Source organism: Microbacterium sp. HM-570, assembly GCF_054165885.1.
Genome location: NZ_CM135111.1, coordinates 2,878,013 through 2,895,773, shown reverse-complemented (window position 1 = coordinate 2,895,773; position 17,761 = coordinate 2,878,013). Strand labels below are relative to the sequence as shown.

The 17,761-nt window shown below is 67.6% G+C and carries 17 protein-coding genes; 8 read left to right on the top strand and 9 right to left on the bottom strand.

Features of this window, described 5'->3' with window-relative positions:
* The first annotated feature begins 54 nt into the window (after window positions 1–54).
* On the top strand, window positions 55–711 hold the full coding sequence (locus ACT9TC_RS13880) for an ABC transporter ATP-binding protein (RefSeq protein WP_458042940.1): 657 nt from the start codon (window positions 55–57) through the stop codon (window positions 709–711).
* A 10-nt stretch (window positions 712–721) separates the two neighbouring features.
* Here the strand turns inward: ACT9TC_RS13880 and ACT9TC_RS13875 are convergent, their stop codons facing one another.
* Window positions 722–1,834, bottom strand: a complete 1,113-nt coding sequence (locus tag ACT9TC_RS13875; RefSeq protein ID WP_458041047.1) for a glycosyltransferase — start codon at window positions 1,832–1,834, stop codon at window positions 722–724.
* A gap of 143 nt (window positions 1,835–1,977) precedes the next feature.
* Here ACT9TC_RS13875 and ACT9TC_RS13870 point away from each other — a divergent pair, with 143 nt between their 5' ends.
* The 4 genes from ACT9TC_RS13870 to ACT9TC_RS13855 all read left to right on the top strand — a co-directional run bounded on the left by ACT9TC_RS13870 (window position 1,978) and on the right by ACT9TC_RS13855 (window position 6,543).
* Window positions 1,978–3,759, top strand: a complete 1,782-nt coding sequence (locus ACT9TC_RS13870) for a DUF4012 domain-containing protein (RefSeq protein ID WP_458041046.1) — start codon at window positions 1,978–1,980, stop codon at window positions 3,757–3,759.
* 144 nt (window positions 3,760–3,903) lie between these two features.
* Window positions 3,904–4,428 (top strand): hypothetical protein, encoded by a 525-nt coding sequence (locus ACT9TC_RS13865; protein ID WP_458041045.1) that lies wholly within the window; start codon window positions 3,904–3,906, stop codon window positions 4,426–4,428.
* Between the two features lie 118 nt (window positions 4,429–4,546).
* The gene (locus ACT9TC_RS13860; RefSeq protein ID WP_458041044.1) at window positions 4,547–5,257 is read left to right on the top strand and encodes a hypothetical protein; all 711 of its coding nucleotides are present in this window, start codon (window positions 4,547–4,549) and stop codon (window positions 5,255–5,257) included.
* Between the two features lie 143 nt (window positions 5,258–5,400).
* Entirely contained in the window at window positions 5,401–6,543 is a 1,143-nt protein-coding gene (locus tag ACT9TC_RS13855) for a glycosyltransferase (RefSeq protein ID WP_458041043.1), read from the top strand.
* 10 nt (window positions 6,544–6,553) lie between these two features.
* On the opposite strand, the gene ACT9TC_RS13850 is transcribed toward ACT9TC_RS13855, so the two are convergent.
* The 5 genes from ACT9TC_RS13850 to ACT9TC_RS13830 all read right to left on the bottom strand — a co-directional run bounded on the left by ACT9TC_RS13850 (window position 6,554) and on the right by ACT9TC_RS13830 (window position 11,311).
* On the bottom strand, window positions 6,554–7,993 hold the full coding sequence (locus ACT9TC_RS13850) for an LCP family protein (RefSeq protein WP_458041042.1): 1,440 nt from the start codon (window positions 7,991–7,993) through the stop codon (window positions 6,554–6,556).
* Entirely contained in the window at window positions 7,990–8,457 is a 468-nt protein-coding gene (gene purE / locus ACT9TC_RS13845; protein WP_458042939.1) for a 5-(carboxyamino)imidazole ribonucleotide mutase, read from the bottom strand. Before purE ends, ACT9TC_RS13850 begins: the two co-directional genes overlap by 4 nt.
* 141 nt (window positions 8,458–8,598) lie before the next feature.
* A complete protein-coding gene (locus ACT9TC_RS13840) occupies window positions 8,599–9,732 on the bottom strand; it encodes a 5-(carboxyamino)imidazole ribonucleotide synthase (RefSeq protein WP_458041041.1) in 1,134 nt (377 codons plus the stop codon).
* 100 nt (window positions 9,733–9,832) lie between these two features.
* Window positions 9,833–10,414 carry a PH domain-containing protein gene (locus tag ACT9TC_RS13835; protein ID WP_458041040.1) on the bottom strand — a complete coding sequence of 194 codons (582 nt, stop codon included), beginning with the start codon at window positions 10,412–10,414 and terminating at the stop codon, window positions 9,833–9,835.
* Between the two features lie 84 nt (window positions 10,415–10,498).
* Complete coding sequence (locus ACT9TC_RS13830; protein WP_458041039.1) at window positions 10,499–11,311, bottom strand: biotin--[acetyl-CoA-carboxylase] ligase; 813 nt, start codon at window positions 11,309–11,311, stop codon at window positions 10,499–10,501.
* Window positions 11,312–11,572: 261 nt separating this feature from the next.
* Between ACT9TC_RS13830 and ACT9TC_RS13825 the strand changes: the two genes are divergently transcribed.
* The 3 genes from ACT9TC_RS13825 to ACT9TC_RS13815 all read left to right on the top strand — a co-directional run bounded on the left by ACT9TC_RS13825 (window position 11,573) and on the right by ACT9TC_RS13815 (window position 14,424).
* Complete coding sequence (locus ACT9TC_RS13825; protein ID WP_458041038.1) at window positions 11,573–12,400, top strand: endonuclease domain-containing protein; 828 nt, start codon at window positions 11,573–11,575, stop codon at window positions 12,398–12,400.
* A gap of 207 nt (window positions 12,401–12,607) precedes the next feature.
* A complete protein-coding gene (locus tag ACT9TC_RS13820; RefSeq protein ID WP_458041037.1) occupies window positions 12,608–14,212 on the top strand; it encodes an acyl-CoA carboxylase subunit beta in 1,605 nt (534 codons plus the stop codon).
* On the top strand, window positions 14,209–14,424 hold the full coding sequence (locus ACT9TC_RS13815) for an acyl-CoA carboxylase subunit epsilon (RefSeq protein ID WP_458041036.1): 216 nt from the start codon (window positions 14,209–14,211) through the stop codon (window positions 14,422–14,424). Before ACT9TC_RS13820 ends, ACT9TC_RS13815 begins: the two co-directional genes overlap by 4 nt.
* 266 nt (window positions 14,425–14,690) lie before the next feature.
* On the opposite strand, the gene ACT9TC_RS13810 is transcribed toward ACT9TC_RS13815, so the two are convergent.
* Genes ACT9TC_RS13810 through ACT9TC_RS13800 form a run of 3 tightly spaced genes read right to left on the bottom strand, consistent with a single transcriptional unit; the run spans window position 14,691 to window position 17,756 of the window.
* Window positions 14,691–15,719, bottom strand: a complete 1,029-nt coding sequence (locus tag ACT9TC_RS13810) for a hypothetical protein (protein ID WP_458041035.1) — start codon at window positions 15,717–15,719, stop codon at window positions 14,691–14,693.
* Window positions 15,716–17,101 carry an ATP-binding protein gene (locus ACT9TC_RS13805; protein WP_458041034.1) on the bottom strand — a complete coding sequence of 462 codons (1,386 nt, stop codon included), beginning with the start codon at window positions 17,099–17,101 and terminating at the stop codon, window positions 15,716–15,718. The genes ACT9TC_RS13810 and ACT9TC_RS13805 overlap by 4 nt, the downstream gene beginning before the upstream one ends.
* Complete coding sequence (locus ACT9TC_RS13800; RefSeq protein ID WP_458041033.1) at window positions 17,091–17,756, bottom strand: response regulator; 666 nt, start codon at window positions 17,754–17,756, stop codon at window positions 17,091–17,093. The genes ACT9TC_RS13805 and ACT9TC_RS13800 overlap by 11 nt, the downstream gene beginning before the upstream one ends.
* Window positions 17,757–17,761: the final 5 nt, after the last annotated feature.

Here is a 17,761-nt window from a genome sequence, read left to right as displayed (position 1 = left end):
CGCATCGTGGTGGATGACGTACATAAGGACTTCAAGCTCCGGCACACCCACTCGATGAAGGAGACGTTCCTCGCGGCGATCAGACGGAAACCGATCACAACGGAATTCCACGCCCTTGACGGAGTGTCTTTCTCAATCGGTGAGGGCGAGGCTGTCGCTCTCCTCGGCTTTAACGGCTCCGGCAAGTCCACCATGCTCAAGTTGATCTCGGGAGTTCTGACACCAGACTCCGGCAAGGTCCTGACCCGCGGGCGAGTGGCAGGACTCATCGAGGTCGGCGCGGGCTTCCATCCCGACCTCTCCGGCAGAGAAAACATCTTCCTCAACGCCGCTATTCTCGGGATGGAGCGTAAGGAGATCGAGAGACGCTACGACGAGATCGTCGCCTTCAGCGAGATCGAGCAGTTCATCGACACAGAGGTCAAGCACTACTCGTCCGGGATGTTTCTTCGGCTCGCGTTTTCTGTCGCCATCCACACGGAAGTAGATGTGCTGCTGATCGACGAAATCCTCTCCGTGGGCGATGAGCCCTTCCAGAAGAAGTGCCTAGCCCGGATCCGGGAGCTGCACGCGCAAGGCAAGACCCTGGTCGTCGTGAGTCACGATCTCGGCATGGTGTCGAAACTGTGTGAGCGGGGCGTCCTCCTGCGTGATGGTGGAGTCGCTTTCGATGGGCCGAGCACGGAAGCTGTTGCGCTGATGCGGGCCTAACGCGTCACGATCACAACTCGGCGTGGAGTTGCCACACCCGTTCGGCCGTATCGCGCCACGAGAAAGCCCGCGACCGATCAGCCGAGAGGACGCGCAGCCGTTTCGCAAAGCCGGCATCGTCAATCAGGCGCCGCAGAGCCTCGGCGATCCCATCCGCATCGTCAATGGCCGTGAAGTATGCACCATCGGCCAGCAGCTCCTCGTTCTGCGGGGTCTTCGCGGTAATAATTGGGGCTCCGACAGCGAGTCCCTCGATCACCCGCCAGGGAAACACAAAAGCCGTCGAAGCCGAGACCACCGCGAGAGCGCCAGACAAAACAGCGGCGCGATCGGATGCATCGACCCTACTGAGGACGTGAACTCGCCGTTCGGGAATACCGCTCGCCTGCGCGAGATCTCCGATCCGGGTCACATCGTCGTGCTCGTCGCCGATAAACACCACGTCGAGCGCGAGATCCGCGGCAGCGCGCAGAGCGGGCGTCAGCCCCGCGGGATCCGTCGTGCGTCCGAGAGCTACCACGTACCGGTCGGGCAGCCCCAAGGTTCGCACACGACCTGGCGCATCCGTCGGCGTCGCGAAGGCGTCGGGTGCAGCACCGGCGATCACACGGACTCGGCCGCGGAGCGAGGCGATCTCCCCGAGTTCGGCGGCCATCGCGTGCGTGGGAACGACGACAGCATCGGCGAACCTCGCTGCGCGACGGAGCATCGCTCGGTGCCACGCGACCGAGCCGCGATCGAGGCGCTCCGGCGCGGTCCACGGCTCGAGGCTCCACACAGTGACCACCGTTTGATCGTGATCGTGGGCACGATCGTGGCGAACCAGAGGCGCCATTAGCGTCGGCGAGTGGATCATTCCGCCCGCTGCGCCGAGCGAGACACCCGCAGCCCAAGCAGCAGCGAGCTGACGGCGACGGACGGTCGCACTCCACACCCCGGCAAGGCCGTCCAGCGCTGCGTACTGTCCTTGATCGGGGCCGTTCGCCGGGAGGATGCCCGCTACGTCGCACCCGGCAGGCGCGGTCTCGGTAAGCGCGGCTAAGAGACTCGTGGATGCGGAGCCGAGGTCGCTCGACGTCGGCGCGATCGCCTGGTCGAGCACTACTCGGAGCCTCGCTGTCACTCTTTTGACCCTACCCGCGTGACCTGGCGTCCACCTGTGACACGCTCGCGCTGCTCGCCTCCGGCGCGGTCGCGCATGCCCGACTCCACAGCCCGATACAACCGTGAACAAATTCCCTGCGTCGGAATGCTTGAATGAGGCCCGTGCCTGAAACCCACCACCACAACCGCCAGGGACGCCGCCGAGTCTGGCTGATCTCACTCGGTATCGCGCTTTTCGTGCTACTGGCGGCCGCCCTCTGGCTCGGCACGCGCGTCCTTGTCGCCCGCGACGGCCTCGAGTCCGCGGCCGAAACCGCCTCGACGATCCCCGATCTGGTGCAGAGCGGGGACGCGGCCGGAGCCGTCTCAGCGGCACGGGACTTCGAGACGGATGCCGACGCCGCCCGGGCCGCGACATCCGATCCCGTGTGGCGGGTCGCCGAATGGCTGCCCTGGCTCGGATCGGACCTGACCGCCGTCCGCGGCATGAGCGAAGTCGCCGCCGATCTCGCGTCCGCCGCTGTTCTTCCCCTCGCCGAGACTCTCGGCAGAATCGACATCTCATCTCTCGGCTTCGCGGATGGGCGCATCGATGTGGCTCCGCTCGCCGGAGCATCGCCGGATCTGGCCGCCGCCAACACCGCCCTGCAGCATGCCGTGGAGCGCGTCAACGCGTTACCCGAGCCGACGCTCCCAATCGTTGCGGGTGCCCTCGAGCGGCTACAGGATGCCACGGCCGAGGCGGCAGCGGTTATCGACGGGCTGGACCGCGCCGCTGCGGTACTCCCGGCGATGATCGGAACGGACGGTCCGCGCACCTACCTGCTGCTCGTGCTCAACAATGCTGAAGCGCGGTCCCTCGGCGGGATCGCCGGTGCCGGGGCAGTCCTGCGGTTCGACGACGGGCGCATCACGATCGAGCGGCAGTTCTCGTCACGCGATTTCGAACGCGCCGAAGAGCCCGTCATCGATCTGTCGCCCGGCACGATTTCCCTCTTCGAGGACCTTCCGGGCCGCTTCATCCAGAACACCGCGAGCTCGCTCGACTTCACCGAGACCGCGTCGGCCGCCGCCGCCCTGTGGGAGCACACCAGCGGGCAGCGGGTCGATGGCGTCATAGCGATCGATGCCGTCAGCATCTCGTACCTTCTTAAGGCGACGGGCCCGGTGCAGGCGGGACCGTTTTCGCTGAGCGCCGCCAACGCGGTCGATACCCTGCTGTCGACCGCGTACGCGCAGATTCTCGACACGACCATGCAGGACGAGGCGTTCGCACTGGTTGCACGGGCGGTCTTTGAGGCTCTCGCGGCCGGTGAAGCCGACCCGAGCATCCTGCTGGGAGCTCTCGGACGGTCAATGGACGAGCAACGTCTGCACGTCTGGAGTTCCCATGCCGAGGAACAGGCTCGCATCGATGGCACCCCCCTGGCGACGATGCTTCCGCCGGATTCGGATACGACGCGCATCGGAATCTTCGCCAACGACGTCACGGGCGCGAAACTCGACTACTACGCAACGCCCTCTACCCTTGTCGAACTGGACTCATGCACCGACGCCCCCCGCGTGACCGTCACGGTCGACTGGACGAACACCATCCCCGCGGACGCCGCTTCGACCCTCCCGAAGTACGTCCTCGGCCCCGAACTGATGGTTCCGACGTTCGGAGATACCCTCACCCGCATAGCGGTGGCAGGGCCGGATGACTGGCTCGCGACGGACTATTCGATTGACGGCGAGCAAGGGGGCGTCCAGGCAGCGCAGTACGGCAATCGCACCGTGCTGCAGCACGAGTTCGTCACTACACCCGGCGGTTCACACCGCATCGTCGTCAAGTTCACCGCGCCCGAGGGCACGACTCTCGAAGACCTCCCGATAAAGGTCGTATCGACTCCGCTCGTGCATGCGAACGAGGTAGAAATCGCGCACGCGAAGTGCACCGATTGATGTAGGGTGTGAAACGTCAGCTGGGGTAGTTGACATCAATTGGGGAAGTCTTCGCAGGACACCTTCGGGTCGTCCGCGATACGTGCATCGAATGCTGGGGAGCAGCGGTGTACGCATACTTCGCGTGAACACTGGGGAAATCTCATGCTGAAGAAGAACATCGTGGTGCTCGGAATCGCACTCGGAATCGTGGCGTTCGGCGCGCCCGCGGCGGCATCCGCCGTCGAGGACCCGTACGTCCTGCCTGCATCCGTCTCGATCGAAGATGCTGTCATCACGCCGTGCGAGTCGTCGACGATCGTGTTCGGCGCCAACTACTGGATCGCGGGCGAGAACGTCGCCGTCTCGGCTAGCGGCGCACGAGTCGCGGGCGCGAGCTTCACGCCGAGCGTCAACGCGGGCGCGGACGGAAGCCTTTCGGCGACCTTCCAGCCCCCGGCCGACGGCGAGGGCGTGTACGACATCACCTTCACGAGCGCGACGCAGAGCTACACGGCCCCGATCACGGTCACGCCGGTCGCGAACTGCGAGGGCGACCCGCAGGTCGACCAGGCTCTCGCGCTCACGGGTGGCGGCACCTCGCCGTGGGTCTACGGCATCGGTGGCGGACTGCTGGTCGCGGGCTCGGCCCTGATCACCGTCACTGTCCTGCGCCGTCGCCAGGCCTAAGCCCGCAGATACGTCCCTCACGGCGCCGCTCGCAACCCGCGGCGGCGCCGTGAGGCGTGTCTTCGCCTGCCATGAGAGCCGCACCAACCGGTCATCGTCGACCCACCCGGGGAGCAAGATGATCACGCGCATCGTTGCTGTCGCCCTGGCCGTCATCGCCATGATGTGGGCCGGGCCGGCAGCGGCCGCGGCGATCGCCGACGACTCCTACGTCGCCCCCGCGGGGGTGTCCGTGACACCAGCCGTTATCGAGCCCGGCGGCAGGTCGACGATCGAGTTCTCCGCGGGGTTCTTCGAAACCGGGGAACGCGTGGCGACGGATGTCTCCGGTGCCCGTTCGCGGGCAGCCCTCGTGCTCGGCGCCGGTGGTACGGCGACCCTCGTCAGTCGCGTCGATGGCGGCCTGACGGCCGTTTTCCACGCACCCGAACACGGTTACGGGCGATACGCGATCACCTTTTCGGCGTCTCGCGACTATGTCGCCATCGTCACCGTCACGAGTGCGAATGGAACGCATCACGAAGCAGGCCCGCTCGCTCCCCCGGGCCCCGACCTCGGCGTAGCAGCGCCGGGCGCGGAAGTCCCCGGCACCGGCACCGGCACCGGCACCGGCACCGGCACGACGCTCGATCCCCCGGGCGTGCCTGACAAGTGGACCGGTTCTCCCGATCGCGAGGGACGAGTGCAGATCCCCAGCACCCGTCCGGACGCGCCGGAATGGCCGGACCTGGACTACCTCCCCTGGACCATCGCGCTTCTCGCGGCGATCGCCCTCGTCGCGACGACCGTCACCGCAACACTGTTGATTGCGGCCCGCCGGCGCACCTGAGCTTCGCCCGCCGACCCGAAGGCTATGTGTTCCGACAAAAGACGCTAGGGAGAGACGCAGTTTCGTATCCCCATGTCGGGATATTCTGGGCGTCGTCGATGACGGCCCCGTCCGGGGAACGCTGAATGAACGAGGGGTGCGCCGTGGACCTCTCGATCGTCGTGCCGACCTTCAACGAAGCACCGAACGTCGCCGAACTCGTGCGGCGGATAACGGCTGCGACGGAAGGCCTCGACCGCGAGATCCTCTTCGTCGACGACTCCACAGACGACACCCCCGCCGAGGTCGAACGCGTGGCGACCGGCACGGCCGTGTCGGTCAGGCTCATCCACCGAGACACCCCGACTGCCGGACTCGGCGGGGCCGTGCTGCAGGGCATTCGCCTGGCTGAAGCAGACATCTGCATCGTGATGGACGGCGACCTTCAGCATCCTCCCGAAGTGATCCCCGAGATGCTGCGCGCGCACCAGCGCACGGGCGCCGGGATCGTCGCGGCGTCGCGGTACACGGGCGACGGCGCGGCGACCGGGTTGGCGGATGCGGTGCGCACAGCGGTTTCCCGCGGCGCGACGCTCCTGACCAAGGCCATGTTCCCCCTGCGCCTGCGCGACTCGACGGACCCGATGACCGGCTACTTCCTCCTCGACCGGACGCAGCTCGACCTCGACCGGCTCCGCCCACGAGGTTTCAAGATCCTGCTCGAGATTCTGGCGAGGAATGACATCGCTGTCGCAGAAGTCCCCTTCGATTTCGCGGAACGATCGGCCGGCGCGTCGAAGGCATCCATGCGCCAGGGGATGCGTTTCCTCGCCCAGCTCTCGGTGCTGAAGTTCGGGAAGATGTCGGGGTTCGCCCTCATCGGCGCGATCGGCGCGGTGGCGAACATCGGGATCATGGCCGGCCTCACCCATCTCGGGATGAGCTACATCTGGGCGGCGATCATCGCGGCCGAGGTGACGATCGTCGGCAACTTCCTGCTGCAGGAACGGTTCGTTTTCCGCGAGATGCTCGGGAATGCCTCGGCTCGCTGGCTGCGCTTCGCGAAGTCGTTCAGCTTCAACAATGCCGAAGCTCTCATCCGCATCCCCGTGCTCGCCCTGCTGGTCGAGACCTGGCACATCTCCAGTGTCCTGGCCGCCGCCATCACGCTCGCCGTGGCTTTCGTGGCGCGCTTCGCCTTCCACTCGCTCGTCGTCTACGCCCCCCAGCGGGAGGGCGCCCCCTCGCGCAGGCGGGTTCTGGCGCAGAAGATCGACGAGCAGGCGATGCAACCGGGCGAGCTGTAGCCCGGCCGAACTACGGTGTGGGCGTCGGGGTCGGCGGGTGCAGCGCAGCCTGGACGATCTCGCGCACGTAGGCGTAGTCCGGTTCCTCGGCGTCGATGCCGCCCTCGGGCGTCAACTCGATCGTCGTGACCGGGAGCTCCTTCGTCTTCATGGCGAGCTCTGCGAAGTAGGGCAGCATCGATTCCGGCAGGTCGGTCTCGACGAGCGCCGTACCCGCTACCGCCACATCCTTGAAGCGCGTGAGCACATTGCCGGGCGTGAACTGCGCGAGAATCGCGGTCTGCAGTTCGCGCTGGCGACGCATCCGGTCCCAATCATTCGTCGTGTACCGCGACCGCGCGTACCACTGGGCCGTGTCGCCGTCCATGCGCTGCGGGCCCGCCTCGATCCAGCCGATCGCCCAGTCCTCGGCCGACTGGCCCGGGTAGGCCGGGCCGCCGCCCTTGGGCAGACGCTCGACGACCGTGATGTCGACGCCGCCGAGCGCATCCACGAGCGCCGCGAAGCCGTGCATGTCGATGAAGACGTAGTACGGGATTTCGATACCCAGGATGCCTTCCGCGGCATCCTTCGTCGCCTCGATCGCGGGGGTGGAGCCGGAAGCACGCGCATCGGGATACAGGGCGTCACCGTCGCGGCACACCTCGACCTCGGTGCGCAGCTGGTTGATGCCCGGTCCCCAGCCGCAGTTGGCGTTCGCGTAATTGGTGTGCCCGTCGGGGTACAGGTCCAGCATCGGGCCCGGGGCGAACGGGAACCCGGGCATATCGCGCGGAATGCCCGTTATGGTTGCCGCGCCCGTGTCGGCGTTCACGGAGACGACCGAGATGCTGTCGTAGCGCATCGAGTCGCGCCCTTCGCCGCTGTCCGCGCCGAGGAGCAGGATGTTGTAGTAGCCGTCCGAGGGCGGCACGGCCGGCCCGCCGAGGCCGAAGATCGAGCCCAGCGTGCCGCGCGTCGTGCCCACGAGATCCGCGGCGTACAGCGCCCCGCCGGACGTGAGAACAAGAAGCCCCGCGAGGACGGCCGATACTCCGACCCGTGCCACGGGACGGAGCTTGACCAGCCGCACCAGGCGGAACGTGTCGATCGCCAGCACGACCCAGAGTGCACCGTAGGCGATGAGCAACCCCTGGAGCAGCAGCAACGCGATGCCGTTCGTGGCGATCCAGTAGACGAAGAACGGCCACAGCATGGCAGCCACGGCGGTGAGGATGAGCACGGTCCATAGGAACAGCGTGGCGCCGAGCGCGAATCGTCCGAGCCGCTTGCTGCCTGCCAGCACCTGGGCCGACCCGGGGACCAGCACGTTGAAGATCACGAGCCACCACGCGCGCCTACGCATGTAGTCGGCCGACCCCGAGTCGGGGTACCGGAGCGGCAGCTGGTTGACGATCGGCGGCAGGGACGGCGCGACGCGCGGCAGCCGGGTGGGAGCTGCGATGCTCACAGCGCGTCCTTCAGCCGCCGGTTCTTCTCCTCGACCTCGGCCTCGAGCCGGCGGGCATAGTCGTCGAGCGAAGTCGCGAGGGCCGCATCGGATGCGCCCAGAATGCGTGCGGCCAGGAGGCCCGCGTTCTTCGCGCCCCCGATCGACACGGTCGCCACGGGGATCCCGCCGGGCATCTGCACGATGCTGAGCAGGGAGTCGAGCCCATCGAGCGTCGCGAGCGGCACGGGCACGCCGATGACCGGAAGCGAGGTGACAGACGCGAGCATGCCGGGCAGATGAGCGGCGCCGCCGGCGCCCGCGATGATGACACGGATGCCTCGGGCCCGCGCTTCGCGGCCGTAGGACATCAGCTTGTCGGGCGTGCGGTGGGCGGAAACGACCTCGACCTCGTGCGGAACGAGCAGGTCCGTCAGGATCTGGGATGCGTCACTCATGACGCGCCAGTCGGAGTCGGAGCCCATGACGACGCCGACGATGGGCGCGTCGGAGGAATGCAGCGGCCGGGTCACCCGATCAGGCTAGGCCCCCCTCCTGCAAGAATGCCGTTCCGCCGCGCACTCACGTGAAGTGCGCCACACACTCAGCCCAACTGCGCCGCGCACTCAGTCGAAGTGGGCCGCAGCGGCGCGTGCTTCGTAGGCGACCTCATCCAATTCATCACCTGCGGCGTTGACGTGTCCGACCTTCCGCCCCGGCCGAGGGTCTTTGCCGTACAGGTGGATCTTCGCGCCCGGATGCGCCGACATCGCCGCGGGCACGCGTTCCGCGAGTCCGCCCTCAGCGGGTCCGCCGAGGACGTTCACCATGACCGTCCAGGGAGCGTGCGGGAACGTCAAGCCCAGCGGCAGATCGAGGACCGCACGCAGGTGCTGTTCGAACTGGCTCGTGAGCGCGCCATCCTGAGTCCAGTGGCCGCTGTTGTGGGGGCGCATGGCGAGTTCGTTCACGAGCAGGCGATCGTCGGTCGTCTCGAAGAGTTCCACCGCGAGCATGCCCGTCACGCCGAGCCCATTCGCGATGTCACCCGCCATCGCGGCCGCGACGTCCACGAGGCGCGCACCGGCTCCCGGAGCGGGTGCAACGACCTCGGCACAGACGCCATCGCGCTGGACCGTTTCGACGACGGGATACGTCGCAGTCTCGCCGGCGGGGCTCCGAGCGATCTGCTGCGCGAGTTCGCGCCGGAAGTCCACCAGTTCTTCCACCAGCAGCTCGCCGCCCCGCGCGTCCTCGGCGAGCGCCGCGAACCAATCCGCGGCCTCCGTGCCATGTTCGATAACGCGAACCCCCTTCCCGTCGTAGCCGCCGCGGGGGGTCTTCACGACAGCACGGCCGCCGTGCTCGTCGATGAATCGCTGCAGGCTATCCGCGTCCGAAACTGCGGCCCAGTCGGGCTGCGGCACCCCGAGCTCGGCGAGACGCGTACGCATCCGGATCTTGTCCTGGGCGAATTCCAAGGCCGCGGGTCCGGGATGCACCGCGACACCCGCCTCGAGCAACGCGTGCAGCACGGGCTGCGGAACGTGCTCGTGGTCGAAGGTGATGACATCGACGTCGCGGGCGAACGCGAGAACCGTGTCGGCGTCGCGGTAGTCGCCCACCTGGCTCGCGGCGAGGGCCGCCGACATCCCCTCCGCCTCAGCCAGCACCCGGATCTCGATGCCCAGCTCGACGGCCGGGGCGATCATCATGCGGGCCAGCTGGCCGCCGCCGACGACTCCGACGCGGTATGTCATGGTCTTCCCCTCGCAGGTGATTGGACGTGCGCCTCCATCCTTTCACCGGAGCGCATGGATCGTCGGCCTCCTGTTTCGGGGGGCGATCGGCGCTGTCGGCTCAGGCGGGGAGCGGGGGACGCGGCGGGGCGGCCACGGATTCGTCGCTCGCCATTCCCTGTGCGTTGCGGTGCGCCAGGATCTGACCGACTTCGATCTGATCGGCGAGCACCTCTTGGAGGAGGACGACGTCGGGAACGTTGACCAGGCGCAGCGGCTCGTCGACCCCGTTGCTCAAGATGATCGTTCCGGCCCGCCACATCCGCTGGATCGGACCGCGACGCAGGCTGATCGTGTACCCCCGCGCGTGCGTCAGCTCCTGTGCACGACGGGACAGCACACCACGACGAGCGATGACGCGGCGGGTCGTGATCGTGTACGTGCGACTGACCCAGATGATCCACGGCAGCACGACGAGGAGCAGCACGACCGCACCCGCGGCGGCGAGCAGCATCCAATTCTCAAAAGGCGCAGGAAGGTTGTCGTAGAACCACCCCGAAGCGCCGGCAACAGCCACGACGACCAGCGCCGACCAGCCCAAGCGGCGAGCACTCCCCCGCGTCCGCGCGACCAGCCGCTCGGGCGTGGCCGAACCGGGCGGCGGCGCCGGCAGGCGATTGCCGTACGTCGTCGGCTGGGTCATGCGCTCATTCTGCCGGTCGTCGGCGCGGGATGACGCATCCCACGCGGCTGGTTCGTCAGCGAACGTGCACGACGTCGCGGTTCGTCAGCGAACGTGCACGACGTCGCCGGCGACGACGGATGTCTCGTCGACCCCGCTGCGGATGACCAGTTCGCCGTGCGGCCCGATCCGTACCGCCTCGCCGACGAGTTCGCTCTCGTCCGGCAAGTGGACGCGCACCGTGTTGCCGATCGTCCCGCAGAGCGCCTCGACCTCGTCATGCACTCCCGAGCGCGACGCGTCGCCATCTTCCAGGAGGAGAGCCCCGACGAGCTCGCCCAGTGCGGCGAGGTAGTCGGCGAGCAGCGTGTCGAGCAGCGGCGGGGTGACGTCCGTACCGAGCACCGCGAGTGATGTCGCGGTGGGAACCGGCAACTGTTCTGCGGTCATCGCCGTGTTGACGCCCGCGCCCACCACGATCGAGTCCTGCGCACCCGGCACGACCTCGGCGAGGATGCCGCTGACCTTACGACCATCGACCAATACATCGTTCGGCCATTTCATCCGGACGGTATGGGTGTCACCGACCTGCGCGGAGAGGTGCGCCGCGATGGCGCGCGTGAGGGCAGCCCCCGCGAGAAGGGGTATCCAGCCGCGCTCCACCGACTGGAGGCCCGAAACATCGAGAACGACCGAGATCGCCAGTGCGCTGCCCGCGGGCGCTTGCCAGGTCCGCCCGCGTCGACCCCGGCCATCCGTCTGGTCGTCGGTGACCAGCACCGACAGGTTCGGCCATGCGCCGGGATCGAGCGTGCGCGACCTGACCAGGTCGGCATTCGTCGATCCCGTTCTCTCGACGACCTCGACCCGCGTCGCGACGGTCGAGGCGGAGGGGAAGTCCGTGACATGCAGAGTCATAGCCCCAGGCTAGGCGCAGCACCGCACAGCACAGCACAGCACAGCACAGCACGGCACCGCACAGCACAGCACGGCGCGAGGACATCGGCGCGGCAAGAGGAGCATCCTGACGCGAAAGTCCTCCCCACACTCCGAAATCCTCCTCCCACGCTGCCGCGAGCTGTTCCCCACGCTCCCTCCCCCGTGCCACGGGACGCGCACCATCCCCCGTTTGCACCCGACGAACGTTCACAGCCCAGGGCGGACACAACGATGTGGGGCATGGAACTTCAGTCATGGCTCAGGGCGCGCGGAGGATGGGCACACCGCTCGGATGCGATCGAGGCGGGGTGGACGCGTTACCGCCTCGAGCAGGCGCTTCGCTCGGCGCTCATCCTGGTGACGGCGAGACAGTGGCTGCATCTTCCGGACATCGACGACGATCTGCGGGCGGCGATGAGCGCGAGCGCGCGAGTGACATGCGTGTCCGCGGCACGGATGCTGGGACTCTGGGTTCCTCGTCTGCCCGACCGTCTGCACCTCGCCGTCCATCCCCACGCCGGGCGGGATCTGTCCCGCTTCGTGGCCCACCGCAATCTCGGGCCCGTCCGGCCTCTCCCACGGTCGCCGCTGGACGCCATCGAGAACGTCCTCGCCCGCGTGGCGACCTGCCAGCCACACCTCGAGGCGCTGGCAATCTGGGAGTCTGCGATCAATAAGGGCCTCGCGACCTCCGCGCACCTGCAGGCGGTCGGATGGACGACTCACGCCGCGCGAACACTCGCATTCGAAGCCGGCGGCGACTCCGACTCGGGGCTCGAGACACTGGTCGTTCAGCGGCTCGCGAGGCTCGGCATCCCGGCGCTGCAACAGGTCCCACTGCTGGGTCACGACGTCGACCTCCTCGTCGGGCGGCGACTGGTCATTCAGCTGGACGGATTCGCGTACCACCAGGCGGCGCAGCGCCGCGCCGACATCGCGCACGACCGGCGTCTGCGCCTCGCGGGGTACACCGTGCTGCGCTTCGACTACGTCGAGGTCATGGAGCGCTGGCCTCTGGTTGAGCGTCAGATCCTCTCGGCGGTCGCGCAGAACTTGCACCTCGCTTGAGGACTTCGGCGCGAGGAAAGGAGGTTTCGGGTCCGACTCTCCTCGTGTCGGGCCGAAGTCCTCCCGCGGCGCAGCGCGGGGCCGCGAACGAGGTTTCCGAGAGGCGGGCAAGAGAGGAGGGCGGAGGGATTGCACAACGGATGACACAGGTCGTTGTGCGGGGACGTCAACCGTTCGAGCGTGGGGGGCCCGGATAGAGTGAATCGCGTGAGTCATGAGCCCGACCTGTCCACCGCCGGAAAGATCGCTGATCTGCGCGCCCGCTACGACGAAGCGGTCGTTTCCGCTGAGCTCGTTGCGCGCGAGAAGCAGCACGCGAAGGGCAAGCTGACCGCCCGCGAGCGCATCGAGCTGCTCGTCGACAAGGGCAGCTTCGTCGAGATCGACGAGTACGTGCGACACCGCACGACCGCCTTCGGGATGGACCGGTCCCGCCCCTTCGGCGACTCGGTCGTGACCGGCACGGGCACGATCCACGGTCGCACCGTTGCCGTGTACGCCCAGGATTTCTCCACATTCGGCGGATCGCTCGGCGAGGTCGCCGGTGACAAGATCATCAAGGTGATGCAGCTCGCCCTGCGCGGCGGGATGCCGATCATCGGCATCCTCGACTCCGGTGGCGCTCGCATCCAGGAAGGCGTCGTCGCCCTCGGAAAGTACGGCGAGATCTTCCGCCTCAACACGGCGGCCTCGGGCGTCATCCCGCAGATCTCGCTCATCATGGGTCCGGCGGCCGGTGGGGCCGTCTACTCCCCCGCCCTCACGGACTTCGTCATCATGGTCGACAAGACCAGCCAGATGTTCGTGACCGGTCCCGATGTGATCAAGACCGTCACGGGCGAAGACGTGGGCATGGACGAATTGGGTGGCGCGTACACGCACAACACCCGAAGCGGCGTCGCCCACTATCTCGCCGAGGACGAGGACGACGCGATCGACTACGCGCGCACCCTCCTCGGGTTCCTACCGGACAACAACATGACGGACGTCCCGACCTACGAGTCCGGCTTCGAGTGGGAGACGACGGATGCCGATCGCACGCTGAACACGGTCATCCCGGACTCCCCGAACCAGCCGTACGACATCCACCAGGTGATCTCGAAGCTCGTGGACGCGCCCTCAGGGTCGGGCGCCGGTGATTTCCTCGAGGTACAGCCCCTATTCGCTCCGAACATCGTCATCGGGTTCGGGCGGGTCGAGGGTCGCTCCGTGGGCATCATCGCGAACCAGCCGTCGCAGATGGCGGGCACGCTCAACATCGACGCGGGTGAGAAGGCCAGCCGATTCGTCCGCTTCTGCGATGCGTTCTCGATCCCGATCCTGACCCTGGTGGACGTGCCCGGATACCTGCCCGGCACCGACCAGGAGTGGACCGGAGTCATCCGTCGCGGCGCGAAGCTGCTCTACGCCTACGCCGAGGCCACCGTTCCGCTCGTCACCGTGATCCTCCGAAAGGCCTACGGCGGCGCGTACATCGTGATGGGTTCGAAGCAGCTCGGTGCCGACATGAACTTCGCGTGGCCGAGCGCCGAGATCGCCGTCATGGGCGGCCAGGGCGCGGTCAACATCCTGTATCGCGGCGAGATCAAGCGCGCCGAAGAGGCGGGCGAGGATGTCGCGGCCGTCCGCACGCGCCTCGCCAACGAGTACACGTACAACGTGGCTTCACCGTTCCTGGCGGCCGAACGCGGCGAACTCGACAGCATCATCGAGCCGGCCTCGACCCGCGTGATGGTCGCCAAGGCGCTGCGGTCCCTGCGCACGAAGCGCGCCACGCTGCCGCCCAAGAAGCACGGGAACATCCCGCTGTGAGCTTGCCGGAAGACGTGTCGGTCGAAGTCCTCCGCGGCTCGCCCGACGAACAAGAACTCGCAGCTCTCCTTGCCGTCGTGACCGAGGCGTACACCCGCGAAGCGGACGCGGTCGTCGCGGAGGACGACACCGGATCGTCGGCCTGGGCCCGGAGCGCGAGGGGACTCCGTCGTCCCCTCGAGCGCGGACTGCCCTGGGGACGATCGAGCTGACCGTGCCGCTCGCGCCCGGCTCATCGAAAACCCTGGAAAACCGGGAAAAATGTCCCCCAAAGTACCTACAGACACTGATTTCCGCGCCGCCGCATACTGGTTGGGCGTGACACGCTCATGCGTATGGCCGTGACCCCCGATTCTCGGGACAGCGGCTCCCGCGGACGATTTTCGGGTAATCGTTCCGCAACGGAGAGGGGCCGGCGACTTCGCCGCCCCTCTCCGCTCGCGTCGAGGTCAGCTGCGGGGTGCACGAGTCTGAGACGTCAGCGTCCCGGGTGCCGGATCTCACGCCAGAGGTCTACCGAATCCTCGTCGGTCTGCTCCACCACGAGGCGTCCCACGACCGTCACCGCGACATCATCGTCGGGGGACGTGCGGATGATGATCCTGTTCGATTGCGAATCGCGCAGCGCCTCGGCGAGTTCCGCGCGAATCTGACTCAGATCTTCGTCGAGCACACCCTCGAGTCCACCCTCGTCGAAGACACTCACCTGCGCGCCCCGGCGTCGCGCGGCGTCGATCTCGGCACGCACACCGTCATCGAGCAGGCGCGGTCCACGTAATTCGTCGCGGAGCCGCGCCTCGGCCATCCCCGCTTCACGGCGCTCCGACTCGCTCAGCAGCCCGTGCATGGCGATGACACGTGCGAGGACTGGGCCGCCGACCGCGAGGGCACGCTGGAGTTGCACCCGGCGTTCGCGCTCGCGTCCCTCCTGCGCGGCTTCCCACGCGGAGGTGACGGTCTGCAGCTCGGCGAGCTGCTCGGCGTCACGCTCGGCGCGATCGATCAGGAAGACCAGGAGGTGCGCCACGCCGACCCAGACGATCGAGCCGACGAGCCCCTGGCTGAGCGCCTGGATCGGCCCCATCCAGATCATCGAGCCGATCGAGAGCACGACGGTGCCGGCCCACGCGATCCAGGTTCTGCGTCGCACCATCAGCACGACCATCAGGGCGCCGCCGCCCCCGACGTACCAGGTGCCGTAGGTGGCGGTCCGCGCAACGCCCTCGGAGTCGGCAACCGCAAAACCTGTCATCGAGGGAACGACCGCGACCGTGATGAGCGCGACGACAGCCGCCCAGAGCGGCATCGGCTCTCGGGGCGAATCTGCCCCGGCCACGGGACGTGGGACGGCGAAGATCGTCACGACCGTCGCCGCGAGGTAGAGGATGAGGCCGACAAACAGGAATCCCGGACGCTCAGGCTGACCAGTCGTCCAGAGCACTCCTCGCGCGGCCTGATACACCGCAAAGGCCAGTGCGAGCGCGGCGAGCACGGTACGGACGTTCATCGTCGCACCTCTCGCCAGCGCAGGGTCACGACCGTGCCGTGAGGGCCGGAATCGATCACGGCCTCACCGTCGATAGCAGCGATGCGCGCGAGGATCGAGGCACTGATTCCGAGACGATCGTCGGGCACCGCATCGACGTCGAAACCGGGACCCTTGTCCGAGACGACGACTTCGACGGCGGCCAGTCGCTCGTCGCTCTCGGGAACACTGCGCACCGCACCCTCGACATGATCCGCATCGACAGCAGTCCCGACCGAACCGACACGAGTCGCGACCGAATTGACCTCAGGATCAGCGGGACGACGGACGATCGCTTCGAGCCCGACACCGTCGGCGTGCTGGATCGCGTTGGCCGCCGCCTGCGTGGCAGCCCTGATCATCGCGGCAGCGACGGCCGGCGGCACCTGGGGCTCGTCTTCCGCTGCCTCGACACGCACCTGCAGCCGCAGCCCCAGGTCTGCGAGGGACGCCTGGATGCCGCGAGCGAGAGCCTTCATCGTTGCCGGCTGGGGATCGATCCCCCCGCTCGGAGTGCCCGTGTCCGCGAGACCCTCCAGCGCTTCGCGCGCCATCGACATCGCAAGCGATCGAGCTCGGGGGCCATCCGCGCGCTCGGCGGCGATCAGGGCCGCAAGCACGCTGTCGTGCATGAGTGCCGAGACGGCGACCCGCTCCTCTTGCGCGGCCTGCGCCTCTGCGGCCTGGGCGTAGGCGGCGACCGTCTGCGCGCGTTCGCGGTCGACGCCCGAGGCCATCCGACGGAAGATCGTCACGAGCGTCATCAGCAGGCCGCCGAGGATGAGCGAGTACGGCACCTCGAAGACGGCCGCCAGCAGGAAATCGGTATCAAAGCCCCCCTGCCAGATCCGCACGACACCGTAGAGCAGCGGCGTGGCGATGGTCCACGCGAGTTGGAGGGGAAAGCGGAAAGCGATGACCGCGGCGATCGTCGCGACATTGATCAGGTACCACGACCAGGGCTCGGGCGTTACCGCGGGTACGGATCCCGCCGTGGCGAGCGGCCAGATCGCCAGCATGACGATGTAGATGACGGCGAACGCACCGGTTGCCACACGAGCGGTTGCGCGGAAGAAACACGCGCCGCACATGATGATGAGCGATCCGAAGACGATCGTCAGAAGCGGAATGGTCCAGCCGGGACGCAGCCCCGCATTATTGCCGAGAGCGATGAAGAACGCCTGGAGGCCAAGGACGAAGCATCCGACTGCCGCAGCGATCGCCGCGATCCGCTCGATGCGACGACGCGTGAACGTGCCCTGCCAGGCGGACGCCAGCTTTCCCTGGGGGATTTGCCCCCACGCGCGATCCCACGCGAGCGTCGTCTCTGTCGCGGCATGCGCGGCATCGATGTCAGGCGCCACCGGATGGATCCTCCGACGGCTGCTCGACGATCCCGTCCTCCATCGCGCGGCGCAGCAGGTCCACCTTCGTCGGCGCGGGCCGGCCCACTTCGACGTACTTGACGCGCACCCGGGTGATGTTCTCTTTCGCGGTGGAGTACGCGACACCCAGCCGATCGGCGACGACCTTGAGCGGCAACCCCGCGGCGTAGAGCCGCAGAACCTCGCGCTCGCGGGCCGAGAGTTGGGCGTCGGCGAAGGCGCGGTCACCGTCGACGGCACTCGCCCACTCGACATTGTCGAGATGCTCCCCCGCCGCGACGGTGTGAATCGCCGCCATCACATCACCGATCGGGGAACTCTTGCTGACGACGCCGGCCGCACCCGCCATGAGCGCCTCGCGAACGGCAGCCGGACGATCGGCGACGGAGTGGATGATCACGCTCGATCCGTCGGAAACGAGGCGGCTCACGTTGCCGGTCGCCGTGGTGCCGTCTCCGAGCGTCAGATCCAAGACGACGACATCGGCGGGGGCGGAACGCGAGCCGGTGCGCCACCCCAGGTATTGGGCGACGGTGGCGCCCGAGAAGACCAGATCCTTGCCCGATCGGGCGAGCGCTGCTTCGAGGCCGAGGCGTACGGATTCGTGATCGTCGATCAGGGCAACCCGCGTCATGGGGA

Coding starts and splice junctions, on each gene's coding strand:
- ACT9TC_RS13880 (WP_458042940.1), top strand. CDS start 55: ATGAAGGAGACGTTCCTCGCGGCGATCAGACGGAAACCGATCACAACG.
- ACT9TC_RS13865 (WP_458041045.1), top strand. CDS start 3,904: ATGCTGAAGAAGAACATCGTGGTGCTCGGAATCGCACTCGGAATCGTG.
- ACT9TC_RS13860 (WP_458041044.1), top strand. CDS start 4,547: ATGATCACGCGCATCGTTGCTGTCGCCCTGGCCGTCATCGCCATGATG.
- purE (WP_458042939.1), bottom strand. CDS start 8,457: ATGGGCTCCGACTCCGACTGGCGCGTCATGAGTGACGCATCCCAGATC.
- ACT9TC_RS13840 (WP_458041041.1), bottom strand. CDS start 9,732: ATGACATACCGCGTCGGAGTCGTCGGCGGCGGCCAGCTGGCCCGCATG.
- ACT9TC_RS13835 (WP_458041040.1), bottom strand. CDS start 10,414: ATGACCCAGCCGACGACGTACGGCAATCGCCTGCCGGCGCCGCCGCCC.
- ACT9TC_RS13830 (WP_458041039.1), bottom strand. CDS start 11,311: ATGACTCTGCATGTCACGGACTTCCCCTCCGCCTCGACCGTCGCGACG.
- ACT9TC_RS13825 (WP_458041038.1), top strand. CDS start 11,573: ATGGAACTTCAGTCATGGCTCAGGGCGCGCGGAGGATGGGCACACCGC.
- ACT9TC_RS13810 (WP_458041035.1), bottom strand. CDS start 15,719: ATGAACGTCCGTACCGTGCTCGCCGCGCTCGCACTGGCCTTTGCGGTG.
- ACT9TC_RS13800 (WP_458041033.1), bottom strand. CDS start 17,756: ATGACGCGGGTTGCCCTGATCGACGATCACGAATCCGTACGCCTCGGC.